Below are 17,981 nucleotides of genomic sequence, written 5' to 3'. Positions count from 1 at the left end.
GTGGCAACCCTCTACTGCAGCGTCCGTGCACTCTGCCAAAGCCAGATTGCGAGCGAGCCGGATCGCCCACGGATCTGTGTTTCCACGGGCCCTTTCAGGGTACCGGATTGGAACAACGCGCACTCGCGGCCGGCGGCATCAAGCATTATGTCACTCACCGCGACTTCAGCATTCTGGTCGGCTGCGATCTCCATCAAGCGACTGGCAACGTTGACTGTGTCACCTATGGCTGCGATGTGCTGACGGCCTTCGCTGCCGAGCCGAGAGGCTACGATTGTTCCGTGGTGGGCTCCAATCTTGAAGCCGAGCCGGGATGCGGTCGATGCAGGCAACGAGCCGAGCCAATCGTTGGTGCGGCTGGAGAGCCCCACACAACAGCGGGCGGCATTGAAGGCGTCATTTGTCGCTGGTTCCGGCAGACCGAATAGGATCATGGCTCCGTCACCCATGAAATTCGTGACGACGCCACCGCAACTCGTCACTTCTTCGCCGACCAACGCATGAAAACCGTTCAGGAGCTCGCGTGTGGCGACCGGTCCCAATGTTTCACTCAGCCCCGTGAAGCCGGACAGGTCGATGAACAGGATGGCGGCGTCTACCCGGACGGGGTCCGAGAGGAAGTCGCCATGCTTGGCCAGCCACTCCCCCATGCCTGGGGCTTCAACGCGTTGAAGCAATTGGCTCTGCGTTGCGAAAAATTGGGCCCGGCTCCTGCCCAGCCAAAGCTGCATGGCCCCGTACAAGATAGCCGGCGGAACGGCGGCGGTCATCGGCAACGCGGCGCTCAGCCAGATGTGGTGCGAGAAAGCGGTCATGTTGACCACGAACCAGATCAGGATCACGCCGGCGATCGCCGCGAGGCCGCCGGCGTTTCGCCGCCATGCCAACAGCCCGACAAGAATCATTGGCAGCACCACTGCAAAGCCGGCATCCGCAAGCCGAACATGCTGGTCTCGCACAATTGCGTCGCCGGCCATCAGATGGGCAATCGCCGTCGATATGACTTCGACGCCCGGGAGTATGGGATCGAACGGTGTCGGGAAAACATCGCCGGTGCCGGTTGCCGTTGCTCCGATCACAACAATTCGATCCCGGATCGTGCCGGGATCGAATCGGCCGTCCAGCACGGTCGCCGCGCTGATCGTGCGGATCGTGCCGCGGGGACCATAGAATGTCAGGGGCAGGATGTGACCAATGTCCGTCCGAATAGACCGTCCTCCCAGCGATAGATGATCGGCTGCGATTTCTGGATCCTCTCCCGCTGCCACGGCGGCAACACGCAAGGGGAAAGACGCTTCCAGCCGATCTCCGGCCCGAAACAGCAACGGCACGAACCGGGGCGTTCCGGTCTTGTCGGTGGCCACGTTCACGACGCCGACTGCCGCGACATCCGAGAACGCTTTCAGGGGCCACAGGAACCGCTCGGCATTCGGCACGCCGGCGATGGGTCCTTCGCCCAATGTCCATTGCTTGCCTCCGGGGTAGACCGCCGCGGCTGCGATTACGCTTGCACCCCCGCTCAGCGAACGCGCGAGCGCGTCATCATTGTCTTTTGCCCCGGGATCGACCAGCAGCAGGTCGAGCGCAATGGCTTTCGGTCCAAGCCGCGCTATCGCATCGACAAGCCGGGCAAGCGTGGCGCGGCTGAGGGGATATGCGCCCTCCTGCCGCACCGCGTCGTCGTCTATCGCGACAATGGTCATCAGCTCCGGTGGCTTTGCCGTTCCTCGAACAAGCGTTCGAAGATCGGTCATCGTTGCTTCGACGCGATCGAGAAACCACAAATTGCCGCGCCAGTGCGCGAAGCCCAGGCCGGCGCCCCAAAGACCCGCCAGGATGAGCGCGATGAGCGTCGGAAGCGCTAGCCTGCTCACGGCGGCTCACTGGCCGAAACGGGCCAGCAATGCGGAAACGCGTTTGGCGGGCCAGCGCTTGACGGTCAGTGGTTCTGTGCCGGCCCCGACGTCGACGCCTTGGCCCGGCGCCAGCACCACGCCGGCACTGGACGCCGGCCGGTTTACGGCGACGCGACCTCTGAGGACGAGAACAGACGTCTTGCCCTGGCCAACGTCGACTGCCCATTTGGTGCCTCGCGCCGCGGCGATCGCCAGCGGGGTGACAACCGCGAAGCCACCCGGGACCGAGCCGGCCGGAGCATCGAGCAGCAGCGCCTTGCGCCGCAACCTGACCGTATCGACCTTGCCGTTTCGATCACGGTCCAACAGCGTAAAACGAGCGCCGCCTTCCACAATGATGGTAATGCCTTCCCGACATTTCAGAATCTGTCGGGACGTGCCGGCCACCGGCTTGAACGTACACCCTGCGTCCTGCGCCAGGGCGGCATCCATCCAGAAGACACCGGCAAACAGGCCAGCCACAAGGCCACGGAAAAATCGACCTCTTGCGCTCATCAACGCCTCCTTGCTCTTGCGAAAATATGCGGCAGGAAAATCTTCCGCCGCCAGCCTGGCAGCATGCTTGCGAACCGGCATTTGCAGCCGCGATGCGCTGAGGGATGCCGACCGGCGATCCTAGCACGACAAACCTGCTCCGACACCAAGCAAGGCCCCGGCCGCGATGCGAATGTCGAGGAATATCAGGCGGCGACCTTTTACTGCCAATGACACGGTCGAGGTGCTGGAGGGGACCGGCAATGACGGACCGCCTCAGCGTAAAAGCCCTGCACCACGGCGACCTCGCGCGGCATGCCGCACCCTGCCGAAAGCCAAGCGCCGCCGCACGGGTATATGGCGACGAGGCGCAAGCGCTGCTCGACAGGCTGGGCCGCGCGGCGATCCTGATCAGGGAGAGGCAGATGATCCGAAAACTCAAGGCGGAAAATACCGGCTGTATTCACGCAAGAAGGACGAAAAGACCGGCAAGCGGCGGAATCTGGGGACGTTTGACAACCGCGAGGCGGCGGAGAAGCATGAGCGGGAGGTGCAGTATTTCAAGCGGCATTGAACGATGCACCGCTGACCGAATTGTCATGCCGCGCGGCCGCGTTGGCATGACAATTTTCGCCACTTCGCTGGCCTCCTGCAGGCTTCCCGGCTCTCCTCAAACGATCTTGACGTGCCGCGTGACCTGGCCATTGCTCTCCCAGTATGTGTGCTTCTTGGCGATCAAGGGATCGTCCATTGCCGGTTGAATCTGTCCCGTGGTGCTGACCGCGCGCGAGGTCACCGTGTGTTCTCCCGGCGAGGGGCTTGCCCAGGGCAGGGACCAGATTTTCCAGGCGTGTTCGGCCTCCTCGCTGTGGTCGATGGTCGCCGGCGCCCAGGGCGCTTGATCGATTTGCACTTCGACCCGGTCGATCGGCGCGCCCCAGGCTGCCCCGACGATGGCGTAGTCCGAGCCTTTCTTGGTGACCTTCGCGGGTGCCGACTTTAGCAGCGCCCGGCCCACCGAGGTCTCGGCCCATACGGTCTCGCCATTGTGGTCTTCCTCCCGGATGGTGACATAGTCGCGGGCCATCATAACGCTCATGAACCTTGTGTCGCGAACCTCGATGCGCTTCAGCCACTTGACGTTGGCGATCCCGTACCAGCCCGGAGCAATGAGCCGCAGCGGGAAGCCGTTGGCCGCCGGCAAGGCGGCGCCGTTCATTTCATAGCAGAGGAGATTGGCTGGGTTCATCGCGTCGGCGAGCGACATGCTGCGCGCGAAATTCTGCTTCATCTTGACGTCGCGTATCGGGATCTCGCTTTCGTCGGTACCGAAAAAGACGACCTCAATGCCCTTCTCGTGAACGCCGGCTTCCTCGAGGATCGGCGCCAGCGGCGTTCCTGCCCAGCTGGCATTGCCGATGCCCCCGGTGAAAAAGGGAAACCCGTGGTTGCCCGAGCATTCCACCGTGAAAACGACCTCCTGGCGCGGCCGCGCCCTGATGTCGGCGAGCGTCAGCTTCAAGGGCTTCTTGACCAGGCCTGCGATCTCCATGGACCAGGTCTTCTCGTCGATCGTCGGTCGATTGAAATGCGAGATGCTGAAGAACTTGTCGTTTGGCGTTATCCAGCTATCCAGATCCTCCCAGACAAGCTGCGACTGGATACCGACCGGATCGGGATTTTTGGCCGGCTGATCCAGCCAGGGAACAATTTCCTCGCCCGCCTGTGTTGGAAAAGCGTAAGCGCGACGCGAGAAAGCAGCGATTGCGACAAGAGCCGCGCTTCCCCCGACAAGAAGTTCTCTGCGTTGAATGCTGTGCATGTTGTTTACCTCCCAGTTGATCCGGAACAGGCTGCAACGTGCGTTAGGCCGTAGCCCGATCACGGATAGGCGACACAATGAAAGTTATGCCCAGCCGGAAGTATCCGGACAGGTCAGACAATCACCGATGCACCCCAAGCATGTGAAGTGTTGAGCGAAACTCTGGCATGCGTTTCGCAACCCAAGAGTGCGCCTTTGAAAAGGACGTGTCCACAACTTGGACGGGACATGACAATTTTGTGGCGTACCAGAGCGATTTCCTGTCGTGCCATTGCTGCTTAAATCGCGACAGGCCGGCTGGGCATCGGGGGGCGGCGCCGAGCCGGTCGAAGCCGGTATCGCCGGGTGGCGAGTTCCGACGTGCTTGGAGGTCAAAGCGCTGGTGCGCACCGGCCCTTCCCCCGCCAGACGCTTTAACGCCTCTTCGCCTTCGGCGTGATCTCTTCGACTCTCACCTTGTCGCCAATCTTTTTCGCCATGGCCAGAGCCTTGGCCCGGTCCTTGGTCGTGAGCACGGTCCGCCAATGCGGCTTCTCGAAAACGCTCACAATGTAGGTTGCGACGGGCTGGTCGGTCATCACTTACCCCGGCACGAAAGCCCGCGCCTCTGGCGGAGGACGCGGGCCGATCGGAGGGCCGATCTTCAGCAGGCGATGGAGGGCACCACCTGCCGCACGCATCAACAATTAGCTATAGCTAATGTTCCGTCAAGCTGGATCTGGGTGCTACTTTCGTTCGAATGTCGGCCTCCAGTCGCGATTGCGCCGCTGGCCTTCGTAGTCGGGAGTGCATGGCGGGCAGCTTTGTGCGGTTGGCTTTTCATTGCAAAATGAGGGCAGTTATGCTACTGATTCAGGTATGGTGCTGATTTGCGCCAGTGACCCGCCGCACAGGCGGGTTTTTTGCTGACCCGCCGCACAGCCGTCATTCGCATTCTACGCCACGCGTGGTTGAGCTGGCCTGGGTTTGACCATTGTGGCGAGTACGATGCCGGCGACGATGCAGGCCGCACCGACCAGATCGTAATCATGCAAGCCCTCGCCGAGCAGCAGATAGGCGAGCATGGCGACGAACACCGTCTGCAGGTAGAGCAGCATGCTCGCCCGGCTCGCGCCGAGGGTTTCCACGCTTTTGTTGTAGAGATAGTACATCAAGGCGCCGCCGGGGCCTGCCAGATAGGCGAGCGCGAGAAGGCTGTGGACGTTCATGGCGGAGCGTTCGTCGTTGAACAATTCCCACAAATGGAAAGGCAAGGCGACCAGCGCACCGGCGCCGAGCAGCAGCACGACCATCGGCAGCAGTTCGATGCCGAATTTGGCACGGCGCAAGAGCACGGTGTAGAGGCCCCAGCAGAACGCGCTGCCGACGATCCACAGCTCGCCGGCGTTGACCTTGAGCTGCAGCAGCGCCGTCAGGTTGCCGTGGGCGACGATGAAAATCATCCCGGCAAGCGCGCCCAGCGCGCCAAGCGACTTCCACAGCCCGAGCGGCTCGCCCAGCACGAAACGGGCGAGCACCATCGTCATGACGGGCGACAGCGCCATGATGATGCCGGCCGTGGTGGCGTCGGTGTCGTTGAGGCCATGGTAGATCATACCCTGGCACAGCGTGAGGCCGATCGCCCCCACGGCGACGACCTCCACGGCGCGGGTTCGCAAAAGCCCGATCATCGCCTCGTGATGACGGTGCACGATCGGCAGCAGGATGGCGCAGGCAAGCGTCAGCCGCCAGAAGCAGAGGCCCCAGGGCGGCATTTCAGGCGCCACCCATTTGGCCGCGATATAGACACCGGCCGAAAGCAGCCAGCACAGGACGGCGGCCGGATAGCCGGCCAGGGACGGGCCGGCCACGGGTTGCGCGGCTTGATGCGCTATCGGCATTGCCTGCATGCCATGTCTTCCCCCTTCGATGACCTCGGCCAGACGGGGCAACATAACCTGCGTCGTTGGGTCGTGCATCCGTTTTGAAAGGCCGGAATCCGCGCTCGGCCGCGCGGACCTCAAGGGCAAGGGGAAATCCTGATCAGCCAGGGAGAGCGAGATGATCCGGAAACTGAAAGGCGGAAAATACCGGCTTTATTCGCGCAAGAAGGACGAGAAGACCGGCAAGCGGCGCAACCTAGGAACGTTCGACACGCGCGAAGCCGCGGAAAAGCATGAGCGAGAGGTGCAGTATTTCAAGCGGCATTGAGGGAGGGGCGACGGGGAGGTCTGCGATGTCGACAAATCAGTAGCGCCGCATATCTGGCGGAATTTGAATTCTAGCCCGCAACGAACAGTCGCGAAGCCGCTCGGCTTACTGCTATCTTGCAGCGGCGGGAGCTATTCGAGAGGGTTCTCGCGACCTGGCCTGCTAAGGCGCGTTGTTGCGCGGAGCGCTAAGGGGGACGGCGGCCTCACGGAAAAGCCCCCTTTTACACCGATCCTGGATTTCAGCGTCGGTTGATCATCCTTTAACCGGCCCAAGGTTTCCGGTACCACCTGCTGGACTGAGTCTCGACCACACACTATCGTTGGATGCTCTTAGGCTTGGAATTTTGGTTTGCATGAAAAACGAAAATGTCATCCAGAAAATATGGAACCTATGCCACATATTGCGCGGCGATGGCATCAGCTATCATCAATATGTATCGGAATTGACGTATCTTCTTTTTTTGAAAATCGCGGAAGAGAATGATGTCGAACGCCTCCTCCCCATTGGGTTTCGCTGGAAAAATTTAGTCGGTGAGCCCAACGCCAGTTTGTTGGGTTTCTATCAGGAGATGCTCACGCACCTTGGCACGAGTGCTGAGAGCGAAACAATTCGCGCGATATATTCCTTCCCCACCACAGTGTTTTCCCATGCCGAGAACCTCAGGGCAGTGATTGAGGGGATCGCCAAAATTGAGTGGCACGATCTGACCGACGACCGCATCGGCCGAATTTACGAAGGATTGATCGAGAAAAGTTCTCAGGATGTGCGTTCTGGAGCCGGCCAATATTTCACGCCGCGAGCATTGGTCAATTCTATGGTCCGAATTATGAAACCCAAACTCGGAGAAATAATACAAGACCCAGCTACTGGGAGCGGCGGGTTTTTGATTTCCGCGGATCATTTCATTCGTTCTGAAAATTCGAACAGCGCCTATTCGAAAAATCCCCCGAAATACGAAGGCGCCGAGATAGAGAAAAACACGCGCCGAATTTGTCTGATGAATACCTTTTTGAACCGACTTGACGCCGAGATAATCTATGGGGACGCGTTAACGGACGATGCTGCTCACTTCAGATCAGCGGATCTTATTCTGGCCAATCCGCCATTTGGGAATAAGGCCGGCAGCAAGAGGGCTTTACGAAAAGACATACCTTATCATAACGCGAATAAACAGCTTGTTTTTCTGCAGCATATATATCTCAGCATCGGCGACGAAGGGCGAGCGGCGGTCGTATTGCCAGACAATGTTCTATTTGAAGATGGAGTCGGGAAAACCGTACGCCAGCAATTGATGGACAAATGCAATCTACACACGGTTCTAAGGCTTCCTAGAGGGATTTTTTCTAGCGCAGGTGTGAAAACTAACGTCCTTTTCTTTAATCGTGAGAAAAAAGAAAAAGAAAGCACCTCGGCCATTTGGTTCTATGATTTACGTGCAAACATGCCAGCTTTTGGCAAGACGAACCCATTGAGAACGGAACACTTTGCTGAATTTGAGAACTGTTTTGGCGATGATCCTAAGGGCAAATATCCACGCAAAGATCAAGGTGAAACAGGTCGTTTCCGCTGCTTTACGCGTGAGGAAATCGCTGATCGCGGCGAAAATTTGGACATCACATGGCTGCGCGACGAAAGCGGCGATGGTGAGGACGCGCTAGCCTCGCCGGAAGCTATTGCGGCTGTGATCCTTGGCCACCTGCGTTCTGCACTGAGCGAGATCGAAGCGGTCGCCGATGAACTCGCCGAAACTGTCTAGGTTGATGAATGACACCACCCGAGGTTTTCGGCCGCACCATTCAGCTCTTCCTAGTCGACGGAACCCCTAACGGCTTGCGCAAGGCCACAATTCACGGTTGGACTGGCCTTATCTTTGTTGCGATCGCCTCGACCTTTGCCTCTCTCACTGCGCGGGCCGAGGTTGACCGCACTGGCATCTACATCCTGTCCGGTCCGGACCCGGAACGGCTCGGCGATACCCGCGTATACATCGGTTCGGCCAATTCGGTGCGGGAGCGGATCAAGCAAAGCGCTGTCAACCGCGAATACTGGGAAACGGCCATCACCGTCACCACCAGCGATGATGATCTCTCGAAGGGCCATGCCGAATATCTCGAAGCGCGGTTGATTGAATTAGTCGCCCAGGCCGGCCGCGTCGTGCTCGACAACGCCACCAACCCCACCAGCCTTCGCCGCCGGTTGCCTGAAGCCGACCGCGCCAACATGGAACAGTTTCTCGTTAATCTGAAAATCATCCTGCCCGTAATTGGGCTGGATATGCTGAAGCCTCAGCCGCGCGCTGCTAGCCAGACCGGCACGCCTATCGAACAGCGCACATCTGGCGAGGTCCGTTTTGAGATGCGACACAAGACTGGCGTGCAGGCCGAAGCGGTCGAGGAGGACGGGGAATTCATTGTACTAGAAGGATCGCAGTCCCTGACAAACACAGGCTTTGTGCAACAAAGCTATGCGGGACTGAAGCTCAAGCTAATCGCTGAAGGGGTGCTTGTGCCTCTGAGCCAAGACATGATGACTTTTGCTAAACCCTATCCCTTTTCCAGTCCCTCGGCCGCCGCAGCCGTCGTACTCGATCGCAACAGCAACGGGCGGACTGAATGGAAAGTGAGAGGCTCGAAACAGAGCTATCACGATTGGCAGCAGGCCCGCGCTTCTAGAGAGGAGGCGGGGTATGAATGAACTGCCGAAAGGATGGGCGCAGGTCACCTTCGAAGATGTTGTTGAGATAAATCCGCGGAAGTCCGTTGACCTCGAACCCGATGACAATGTGACTTTCGTTCCGATGGCGGCAGTCAACGAGATTTCCGGAACCATCGTCAATGGCGTCTCGCGGCCGTTGCGAGAAGTCAACAAAGGCTTCACACAGTTTGCCGAAGATGATGTGATCTTTGCGAAGATCACCCCGTCAATGGAAAATGGAAAATCTGCTGTGGCCACGGACCTTGAAAACGGCATTGGGTTTGGTTCGACTGAGTTCCATGTATTTCGCAGTTATGGGGCCGTTTTGCCTAAGTGTCTGACCCGAAAAGAAGTTGGGTGATATCAGCGGCTTGTGATTCAGTCGGTGTTGCGAAGCATCGACGGAGAATCCCATGTGGACCGATATCACCCGAGCCAAGCATGCCCGCAAAGGGCTGCGGTATTCAAGCGATTTGACGGATATGGAGTGGGCGGTTCTTGATCCGGTGATTCCGCCCCGGTCCCGACTTGGGCGCCCGCCGAAATGGTCGCGGCGCGAGATCATGAATGGACTGTTCTACGTGCTGCGCAGTGGCTTGCCATGGCGGATGCTGCCCAGGGACTTGCCGCCGGTGTCGACGCTGCAGCGCTACTTCTACGCTTGGCGCGACTGCGGCCTTTGGAGCACCATCAATCATCTGCTGCTGATGAGCGTGCGTCTGGCCACCGGTCGCCAAGCCTCACCCAGCGCCGGCGTGATCGACAGCCAAAGCGTGAAAACCACGGAGAGCGGCGGGCCTTGCGGTTACGATGCCGGCAAGAAGATCAAAGGCCGCAAGCGCCATATCCTCACCGACACCCTGGGTTTGCTCGTCGGCGCGGTCATCCATACCGCCGATATCCAGGACCGCGACGGCGCTCCCGACGTTCTGGCCTCCATTCGAGCCAGCTTTCCTTGGCTGCGCCACGTCTTCGCCGACGGCGCTTACGCCGGTGAGAAGCTTGAGACCGCCCTTCATGGGAAAGGCGACTGGACGCTCGAAATCATCAAACGATCCGACACCGCCAAGGGCTTCGAAGTGCTTCCACGTCGATGGGTCGTCGAGCGCACCTTTGCATGGTTCGGACGAAACCGACGCCTGGCCAAGGACTTCGAGGCCACGATCGAAAGTTCCACCGCATGGCTCTTGCTGGCCTCCGCTCAGCTCATGACGCGCAGGCTGGCAAACCATTGATCCGCTTCAAAAACATTATGAGTCAGACTCTAAGTATCTCTGGCACTTTATCCGTCAGAAGTCATTCCGAGAAGATGCGCAGAAAGTGATGGCAGGCGCAGTTGGTCAACAACGCGTACCGGCGGATTATTTGAAGGCTCACATCCTCCCTCTGGCTCCCCTGGCCGAGCAGAAGCGCATAGTCGCGAAGGTCGACAGCTTGACTGCTCGCACTACCGGTGCCCGTGCAGACCTCGGCCATATCCCGGCGCTGTTGGAAACGTACAAGGCACGCATCTTGGATCTGGCGTTTACCGGGAAGCTTACCCAGGATTTTCGAGCCAGCTCGACGGCGAAGAGCGCGGGTAATAGTGATTGGCCGGAGGGCTGGACTCTGAAGTTCCTAGGAGATATTGGCGACATTCAAGGTGGTATACAAGTTGGCAAGAAGAGATCTCCACAAACCGAGCTGACAGACGTTCCCTACCTTCGAGTGGCAAACGTACAACGCGGTTGGCTGGATCTTTCTGAGATAAAGAAAATCGCCGTTACACCTGCGGAAAAGGATCGCCTTCTTCTCCAAGAAGGTGATATTCTAATGAACGAAGGGGGCGATCGCGACAAATTGGGTCGGGGCTGGGTTTGGGATGGTCAGATTGCCGAGTGTATCCATCAGAACCATGTCTTTCGTATTCGTTTGAAAAACAACTTGCTGCCACCTGAGTTCGTATCTCACTACGCCAACGAAAAAGGGCAACAATACTTTTTCGATCAAGGCACACAAACCACCAACCTTGCGTCAGTCAGCAAGCGCAAAGTGGCTGCGCTACCGGTCCCGGTCCCGCCGATCGAAGAAGCGGTAGAGATCGTCCGCCGTATCGAGGGCGCCTTCGCATGGCTGGATCGAGTGTCCGCCGACCATGCAGTGGCAAGCAAGTTACTACCCAAGCTTGATGCCGCCATCCTGTCCAAAGCCTTCCGCGGCGAGCTTGTCCCTCAGGATCTGAGTCACGAAACCGCCAGCGCCCTTCTGGCCCGTATCCGCGCCGAACGCGAGATGACCCCGGCGCCTGAACGAGTTCGGAAGGCGACAAGAGGAAAGGTGTCCGCCGCCATGGCCAAAAATCTAGAAGCAGTACTAGCAGAAGCTGAGGACTGGCTACCTGCACAGGAAGCATTTCGGCGCTGCGGTATCGGAGATGGCGCTGAGACCGACGCGATCGAAGCGATTTACGCCGAGTTACGCGCACTAGATAAGGCCAGCCGCCTTGAGGTGGAAGTCGTTATGGATGAAAACGGCCGGAAGTTGCATGACCGATTGAAGCTCAAGGCGGGCTGATCTCATGAGATTGGACAAAATCAAGATTGGGAGCGCCAAAAAGAGCCCTGGACACCATTTTAAAAACCTCAAAGACGTCACCATCGACTTTGATCAGGATCATTGGGTAACCGTAGTTATTGGCTGGAACGGCACCGGCAAATCCAATGTTCTGGAGGCGCTCGCGATCATCTTCCGCGACCTGATCATGCAGAAAAAGACGCCGGGATTTGCGTTTGTCCTGCAGTATCGTATGGGCGGTGGGGAAAACGCGCTACACATTGAAATCGACGCCGATCCTGAGCGTGCGAAAGAGCCGTTTGTCATCCACGTAGCCAGTGATCCAGAAGCGCGCGGCGTTGGCACGCTGACGCCCTTCATAGAGGGCGAGCCGAAAACTTCCGCGCGTCGTGGCAAGCAAATCACACTTAACGCCTTTCTAAAGGATGATGAGAAGCACCTGCCTCGATACGTGTTCAGTTATTATTCAGGCGAAAGCTCGCGCATGCACGAGGTGTTTCGTCCCTATCTGGAACGCTATGACAAAGAATTGCGTGGTGGTAAGGATCCTGGCTTAAAGCGCCTCTTCTATACCTTGCCGGTGCATAGCCAGTTTGTGTTGCTGGCTTTCCTGATCCAGAAATCCGAAGACGTGCGGACCTTCTTGCTTGATCATCTTGGTATCGATCCAGATGAGGGAATAGAGTCCGTGCTGTTCGTGCTAATGCAACCACCTTGGAGCAAAAACAAAGCGGTCCCTTATAGCGATGGAGATTCTCGCTTCTGGAATGCTCGGGGCGTAGTTAGTGAATTCCTGAACCGCCTGTATGATATTGCCCTGGCGCCCGTGGAGAGCAGCCGAAAGGAGCCTGTTTCCCTTTGGAACGACAAAACGCTGTTGTTCAAATATCTCTACGTAAAGGATGTCGATGCCCTGCGCCGGCTCGTCGGCAGCCAACCGCCGGCACAATTCTTCAGGGATCTGGAAAGCACTCACGTTTCTCAACTAATCGATGAAGTTCGCATCCGGATTCGGCTTAAGCAGAATGACGGAACCGTTACATTCAGAGAGTTGAGCGAAGGTGAACAGCAGCTTCTAACTGTAATTGGACTTCTCCGCTTCACGTCGGAAAGTGAAAGCCTTTTTCTGCTTGACGAACCGGATACTCATATAAACCCGCGTTGGTGCGTGGACTACCTGAATTACCTTCAAAAGTTTTCTGGTCAGGATGCCGGGGTTAGGCAGAGTAGTCACATCGTACTAACCACGCACAACCCATTGGCAATTGCTGAACTTGTTAAGGAACAGGTGCAGATATTGTTTCGTGATCCAAAATCTATGGCAGTTATGGTAGAAAATCCGGCAGTCGATCCGAAGGGTATGGGATTTTCCGGGATCATAACCAGCGACATGTTTGGCCTCGGATCGAGCTTGGACAACGCGACCAATGATGACTTGATCAAGCTGCATCGGCTTTCGACGAAACCAGACCTGACGCCACAAGAACGAGATGAGATGGTGAAGCTTCGCGAGAGACTGAAGCAGCTCGACTTCAATTTTGCGGCCCGCGACCGGTTGGAACAGGAGTATCTTCGGGCCCGGTTTGATCTCGCTACTGACGAAAATCTTGACGGCGCTGTCGTCACTCCGGAGAACAAACAAAGGGCGCTCGATGCGTTGGTTCAGAGCCTTCTCAAGGACCTTGGGGAGGGTCAGAAGTGAGGTTTATCACATTTGCGCATCCGCCTGATCTGCCGAAAGGCTGGGGGAAGATTTACGCTGGGAGAGTGGCTGGTCTGACCGCACAGACTACCCACAAGAGGCGAGCTCTCTTCTTCAAGAAACATGGTAGCTGGAAGGCCCTGAAGGGTTGGCTTTCCAGAGTTAGCAGCAACAAATGTTGGTACTGCGAGGCAAAGAGTGAACGGGCTCCGTTGGATGTGGACCACTTCCGTCCTAAGCTCGCGATCACGGTTGATGGAAAGAAGCTGGTCGTAGGTTCCGGCTACTACTGGATAGCGTATGATTGGTGGAATTTTAGGCTTTCATGCCAGCGCTGTAACCGTCCAGAGGGCGATGACAGCGGTACTGTCCGTGGGAAAGCGAACGAATTTCCACTCGAAGACGAACGTACCCGCTGTAGGGTCCCTGGAGGATCGTTGGAGGCTGAGGCATCTCGATTTCTGGACCCCTGCAATGAAACAGATTGTGCCCTTTTAGCTCATGGGATCGATGGAGAAGTAAAGCCCGCTGCGAAGGACGGAACTTGGGACTTTCAGCGAGCCGATTATACCATTAAGAAGCTTGGTTTTAACGCCTTCAACACCCCAGAAAGCAGAAAGAGGTCGTGGAATACACTAGACATATTAATCCGCCATGCTGGCAATCACCAAGATGTCATCAGGTGTATTGAGCAGCACTTATCGATCGAGCAGGAGTATTGGAGCTTTTTTCGATCTGCTATTGGAACGCATCGCGATAAGCCATGGGTCGATGCGCTCCTCTGAATAGCAACGCGCCCACGCCGTTAGTATGACGAACGGTTGATCGCTGTTCTTGCGCGGGCATTCTCCGCGCTGTGCCTGTCAGGAACCACACTCCCGTGCCCCTTCTCCCCCCCTCCCATTAACCATTCGTTAACCATTCCCTCGCTAGCGTTTACCTCTCAGTAAGGATTCGCCAGCCGTGACTTTTGCCGCTCCCCTCGAGGCCAAATCCATTCGCTTTCGTGCACGCTCCTTCGTCGCTTTCACGCTGACGCCGGAAGATCCCTTGGCGGCCTGGCTGGAGGGGCTGGATCACTGGATCGGCAACTCACCAGGCTATTTTGCCGGCCGCCCGGTGGTGCTTGACCTCAACACCTTGAAGCCCGATGTCGCCGCGATCGAATCGCTGGTCGATGTGCTTGGCCATCGCGGCATCCGCATCTACGCCATCGAGCTCGACGGCCACACCGCACTCGAGCCCAACCTGCCGCCGTTGCTGGTCGGCGCCAAGGAGGCGACGACCGATGGACTGCTTCCCGGCCGCAAGGCACGGGATTCCGGCACATCGGAGGGCAAGGCCGAGGGCAGGGCGCCTGAAGCCGGCCCGGACAAGGACAAGGTCGGCAAGGCTGGCGCAAGCAAGGTGGACGAAAGCGAGCCGCAGGGTGCGCCCGAAGCATCCGGTACGTTGATGATCAAGGCGCCGATCCGCTCCGGCCAGGCGATCGTGCATCCGCATGGCGATGTCATCGTGCTGGGTTCGGTCGCTTCCGGTTCGGAGATCATCGCGGCGGGTTCGATCCATGTCTACGGCACGCTGCGCGGGCGCGCTTCGGCGGGTGCGCTGGGCAACAAGGGCGCGCGCATCTTCTGCCGCAAGAACGAGGCGGAGCTGCTGGCGGTCGACGGCTGGTACGTGACGGCCGAGGAGATGGAAGGTGTTTCGCGCGGCAAGCCGGTGCAGGCGTTTCTCGATGGCGAGAGCTTGCGGGTTTCGACACTGAGCTGACATTCGATATTGGGGCGGCCGGGCCGCCCGGCAACAACAACAAATGAACAACAACGGAGGCTTTTCAATGGGCAAGGTAGTGGTGGTCACCTCGGGCAAGGGGGGCGTCGGCAAGACGACCTCGACGGCGGCCCTGGGGGCTGCGGTCGCCAAGACCGGCAAGAAGGTGGCCTTGGTCGACTTTGACGTCGGCCTGCGCAACCTCGACCTGATCATGGGCGCCGAGCGCCGCGTGGTGTTCGACCTCGTCAACGTCATCCAGGGCTCGGCGAAACTCTCGCAGGCGCTGATCCGCGACAAGCGGGTGGAGACGCTGTTCCTGCTGCCGGCCTCGCAGACGCGCGACAAGGATGCGCTGACCGAGGAGGGCGTCGGCGAAGTCATCGACAAGCTGCGCTCGGTGTTCGACTACGTGTTCTGCGACAGCCCGGCCGGCATCGAGCGCGGCGCGCAGCTCGCCATGCGCTTTGCCGACGAGGCGGTCATCGTCACCAATCCGGAAGTGAGCTCGGTGCGCGATTCCGATCGCATCATCGGCCTGCTCGACGCCCGCACCATGAAGGCCGAGCAGGGCGAGCAGATCGCCAAGCATGTGCTGGTCACGCGCTATGACGCGGCCCGCGCGGCTCGCGGCGAAATGCTGTCCATCGACGACGTCCTGGAAATCCTGTCGGTGCCGCTGCTCGGCATCATCCCCGAGAGCCAGGATGTGCTGCGCGCCTCCAACCTCGGTTCGCCGGTGACGCTGTCGGAGCCGCTCAACACCGCGGCACGCGCCTATCTCGACGCCGCCAGGCGGCTCGAAGGCGAGGACCTGCCTGTTATCGTGCCCTTCGAACGCAAGGGCTTTCTCGATCGTCTACTGGGAAGGAGGGCGGCATGAACCTGCTCGACATCTTCAAGCGGCGCTCCAGCGCGCCGGTGGCGCGCGAGCGGCTGCAAGTGCTGCTCGCCTATGAGCGCCGCAACCGCAGCCAGCCCGACCTCGTCTCCATCCTGCGCGAGGAGATCATGGCCGTCATCGCCAAGCATGTGCAGATCGACCAGGATTACCTGCAGGTCTCGATGGACCGCGGCGAGACCATGTCGACGCTGGAAATCGACATCCAGATCCCCAACAAGAGTGCTGTGCCGATGGCCATGGCGGGATGAGGGTCAAGGCAGGGGAGGTCGCGATCCTTCGCCGCCCCCCTCTGTCCTGCCGGACATCTCCCCCTCAAGTGGGGAGATTGGCTCATCGTCGCTTTCGCCAATCGCCAATGCCTCAATGAGAAGTCCGGCGCCGAAACTGCCAATCTCCCCCTTGAGGGCATATGCGCTAAGATAGGTGTTGCAGTGGGGAATCGGTTGTGATTCTACGCTGCGATGACTCACGAATCGCTTGTAGATGACGGCTGGGCCGAGACGATTGAGCTCCTCGGCGGTGAAGAGTTGATTGCAGGGAGTGCCCGCGAGACGAAGGCGTTTCTGCGGCCGCGGGGCGTCAGGTCGGCTACTGATCTGTTGCGCCTGACACTGGCTTACTGCCTTGGCAAGGTGGGCATGCGGGGCGTCGTGGCCTGGGCGGCGGCAAGCGGGATCGCCGACATCTCGGACGTGGCGTTGCTCGGCCGGCTGCGCAATGCAGGGCCGTGGCTGCAGCAGTTGATCGGGCACCTTTTGAAGCGCGAGGAGGAAGGCTTGCCTAAGGGCCGGCTGATCCGCATCCTCGATGCGACATCGGTTGCCAAGGCGGGTGTGCATGAGAAGAAGAACAATGGCCTTTGGCGTATGCACTGCGCCTTCGATCTTGAGCGCGAGCAGTTCGATTTCCTCGAGATCACCGACCAGAGCGAGGCCGAGCTGATCGACCGCGTGCCGGTGGTGCCGGGCGAGATCCGCATCGGCGACCGCGCCTATCTGCAGGCCGAGCGGATCGCAAAGGTCATGGCGCAAGACGGCGACGTTGTCGTGCGCGCGCCGTGGAAGAATGTGCGATGGCTCGACGCCAACGGCAAGGCGTTCGATCTCATCGGCCACCTGAAGAGCTGCCGGGAGGAGGTCATCGAAACGCCTGTCTGGCTGGGCCTCAAGAAGGGCGAGCCCCTGAAGATGCGCCTGATCGCCTTGCGCAAATCCGAGGCTGCGACACAAGAAGCGCGGCGCAAAATCAACAAGGAAGCCAAGGCCAAGGGCAAGCAGGTTCAACCGGAGACGCTGATTGCCGCCGGCTTTGTCATCCTTGTGACCTCGCTTGACCAGGAGGAGTTTCCCTCCGGCACAGTTCTCAAGCTCTATCGCATGCGCTGGCGCATCGAGCTCGCCTTCAAGCGTCTGAAGAGCCTGATCGGACTGCGCGCGCCTCCAGCCAAAGACCCAAGGATCGCAAAGCCTTGGATTCTTGCCCACTTCCTCATCGCGCTTGTGACCGAACCCCTTTCGCAGGAGTTGGGTGTCTCTCCCCCTTGAGCGACGGGCGCCCGCTGCTGTGGCGCGCCACCCGCCAGATCGTCGCCTCTCTGATCGCAGCGATCTTTGCTCAACCTCCCTTGGCAGCCCTGCGCCAAAATCTCCATGCCTTGCGACATCGATGGCGTGAGCCACCACGAAAGCGCAAATTTCAGTCCATGCCGAAGCTATCTTAGCGCATATGCCCTTGTGGGGGAGATGCCCGGCGGGCAGAGGGGGGCGCTGTCCCGCCGACCTTGCCAGCTTCACACACCTCACACCGCCTTGAACACCACCGTCCGCGCCAGGCCGCCGCCCTTGCGGTTTTCCAGCGTCACGGTGCCGCCGTAGCGCTCGATGATTTCCTTGGCGATGGCGCGCCCCAAATGTTCCAAATTTACCTTCGTGCCAAGGGGGGCTTCCCCTG

Annotated in this window: 18 protein-coding genes; 13 read left to right on the top strand and 5 right to left on the bottom strand. The window is 59.0% G+C overall.

Translation table 11 applies throughout. The annotated features are described in order from the left end of the window. Window positions 1-11: 11 nt before the first annotated feature. On the bottom strand, window positions 12-1,874 hold the full coding sequence (locus tag ACFOJ9_RS22100; RefSeq protein WP_378981284.1) for a CHASE2 domain-containing protein: 1,863 nt from the start codon (window positions 1,872-1,874) through the stop codon (window positions 12-14). 6 nt (window positions 1,875-1,880) lie between these two features. Further along, on the bottom strand, window positions 1,881-2,411 hold the full coding sequence (locus tag ACFOJ9_RS22095) for a FecR domain-containing protein (RefSeq protein WP_378981282.1): 531 nt from the start codon (window positions 2,409-2,411) through the stop codon (window positions 1,881-1,883). 172 nt (window positions 2,412-2,583) lie between these two features. Here ACFOJ9_RS22095 and ACFOJ9_RS22090 point away from each other — a divergent pair, with 172 nt between their 5' ends. Continuing rightward, the gene (locus ACFOJ9_RS22090; RefSeq protein WP_378988353.1) at window positions 2,584-2,964 is read left to right on the top strand and encodes a hypothetical protein; all 381 of its coding nucleotides are present in this window, start codon (window positions 2,584-2,586) and stop codon (window positions 2,962-2,964) included. Window positions 2,965-3,060: 96 nt separating this feature from the next. Here the strand turns inward: ACFOJ9_RS22090 and ACFOJ9_RS22085 are convergent, their stop codons facing one another. The 3 genes from ACFOJ9_RS22085 to ACFOJ9_RS22075 form a co-directional block, all read right to left on the bottom strand. After that, a complete protein-coding gene (locus ACFOJ9_RS22085) occupies window positions 3,061-4,212 on the bottom strand; it encodes a sulfite oxidase (protein ID WP_378981280.1) in 1,152 nt (383 codons plus the stop codon). Between the two features lie 413 nt (window positions 4,213-4,625). Further along, window positions 4,626-4,790, bottom strand: coding sequence for a hypothetical protein (locus ACFOJ9_RS22080; RefSeq protein ID WP_378981278.1), 165 nt, complete (start codon window positions 4,788-4,790; stop codon window positions 4,626-4,628). A gap of 357 nt (window positions 4,791-5,147) precedes the next feature. Further along, a complete protein-coding gene (locus ACFOJ9_RS22075) occupies window positions 5,148-6,101 on the bottom strand; it encodes a DMT family transporter (protein ID WP_378987957.1) in 954 nt (317 codons plus the stop codon). 151 nt (window positions 6,102-6,252) lie between these two features. Between ACFOJ9_RS22075 and ACFOJ9_RS22070 the strand changes: the two genes are divergently transcribed. The 12 genes from ACFOJ9_RS22070 (at window position 6,253) to ACFOJ9_RS22015 (ending at window position 17,575) form a co-directional block, all read left to right on the top strand. Continuing rightward, a complete protein-coding gene (locus tag ACFOJ9_RS22070; RefSeq protein WP_109660636.1) occupies window positions 6,253-6,402 on the top strand; it encodes a hypothetical protein in 150 nt (49 codons plus the stop codon). A 355-nt stretch (window positions 6,403-6,757) separates the two neighbouring features. Next, the gene (locus ACFOJ9_RS22065) at window positions 6,758-8,161 is read left to right on the top strand and encodes a class I SAM-dependent DNA methyltransferase (protein WP_378981276.1); all 1,404 of its coding nucleotides are present in this window, start codon (window positions 6,758-6,760) and stop codon (window positions 8,159-8,161) included. Window positions 8,162-8,169: 8 nt separating this feature from the next. Beyond that, on the top strand, window positions 8,170-9,099 hold the full coding sequence (locus ACFOJ9_RS22060; RefSeq protein ID WP_378981274.1) for a GIY-YIG nuclease family protein: 930 nt from the start codon (window positions 8,170-8,172) through the stop codon (window positions 9,097-9,099). After that, window positions 9,092-9,460 carry a restriction endonuclease subunit S gene (locus tag ACFOJ9_RS22055; protein ID WP_378981272.1) on the top strand — a complete coding sequence of 123 codons (369 nt, stop codon included), beginning with the start codon at window positions 9,092-9,094 and terminating at the stop codon, window positions 9,458-9,460. The genes ACFOJ9_RS22060 and ACFOJ9_RS22055 overlap by 8 nt, the downstream gene beginning before the upstream one ends. Before the next feature lie 52 nt (window positions 9,461-9,512). Beyond that, window positions 9,513-10,334 (top strand): IS5 family transposase, encoded by an 822-nt coding sequence (locus ACFOJ9_RS22050; RefSeq protein ID WP_378976343.1) that lies wholly within the window; start codon window positions 9,513-9,515, stop codon window positions 10,332-10,334. Between the two features lie 88 nt (window positions 10,335-10,422). Beyond that, window positions 10,423-11,652: a restriction endonuclease subunit S gene (locus tag ACFOJ9_RS22045; protein WP_378981270.1), complete on the top strand. Its 1,230-nt coding sequence runs from the start codon at window positions 10,423-10,425 to the stop codon at window positions 11,650-11,652. Window positions 11,653-11,656: 4 nt separating this feature from the next. After that, window positions 11,657-13,354, top strand: coding sequence for an AAA family ATPase (locus ACFOJ9_RS22040; protein ID WP_378981268.1), 1,698 nt, complete (start codon window positions 11,657-11,659; stop codon window positions 13,352-13,354). After that, the gene (locus ACFOJ9_RS22035; protein ID WP_378981266.1) at window positions 13,351-14,139 is read left to right on the top strand and encodes a hypothetical protein; all 789 of its coding nucleotides are present in this window, start codon (window positions 13,351-13,353) and stop codon (window positions 14,137-14,139) included. Before ACFOJ9_RS22040 ends, ACFOJ9_RS22035 begins: the two co-directional genes overlap by 4 nt. A 178-nt stretch (window positions 14,140-14,317) precedes the next feature. Then, complete coding sequence (gene minC, locus ACFOJ9_RS22030) at window positions 14,318-15,127, top strand: septum site-determining protein MinC (RefSeq protein ID WP_378981264.1); 810 nt, start codon at window positions 14,318-14,320, stop codon at window positions 15,125-15,127. A 67-nt stretch (window positions 15,128-15,194) separates the two neighbouring features. Then, window positions 15,195-16,010, top strand: a complete 816-nt coding sequence (gene minD / locus ACFOJ9_RS22025) for a septum site-determining protein MinD (protein WP_378981262.1) — start codon at window positions 15,195-15,197, stop codon at window positions 16,008-16,010. Continuing rightward, the gene (gene minE, locus ACFOJ9_RS22020) at window positions 16,007-16,279 is read left to right on the top strand and encodes a cell division topological specificity factor MinE (protein ID WP_023813379.1); all 273 of its coding nucleotides are present in this window, start codon (window positions 16,007-16,009) and stop codon (window positions 16,277-16,279) included. Before minD ends, minE begins: the two co-directional genes overlap by 4 nt. Before the next feature lie 213 nt (window positions 16,280-16,492). Beyond that, the gene (locus ACFOJ9_RS22015; RefSeq protein ID WP_056580349.1) at window positions 16,493-17,575 is read left to right on the top strand and encodes a transposase; all 1,083 of its coding nucleotides are present in this window, start codon (window positions 16,493-16,495) and stop codon (window positions 17,573-17,575) included. Window positions 17,576-17,981: the final 406 nt, after the last annotated feature.

It is taken from the genome of Mesorhizobium cantuariense (assembly GCF_042647205.1).
Lineage (GTDB): Bacteria > Pseudomonadota > Alphaproteobacteria > Rhizobiales > Rhizobiaceae > Mesorhizobium > Mesorhizobium cantuariense.
Note: the sequence above shows the minus strand (reverse complement) of the source record. Positions and strands in the feature narration are given on the sequence as shown.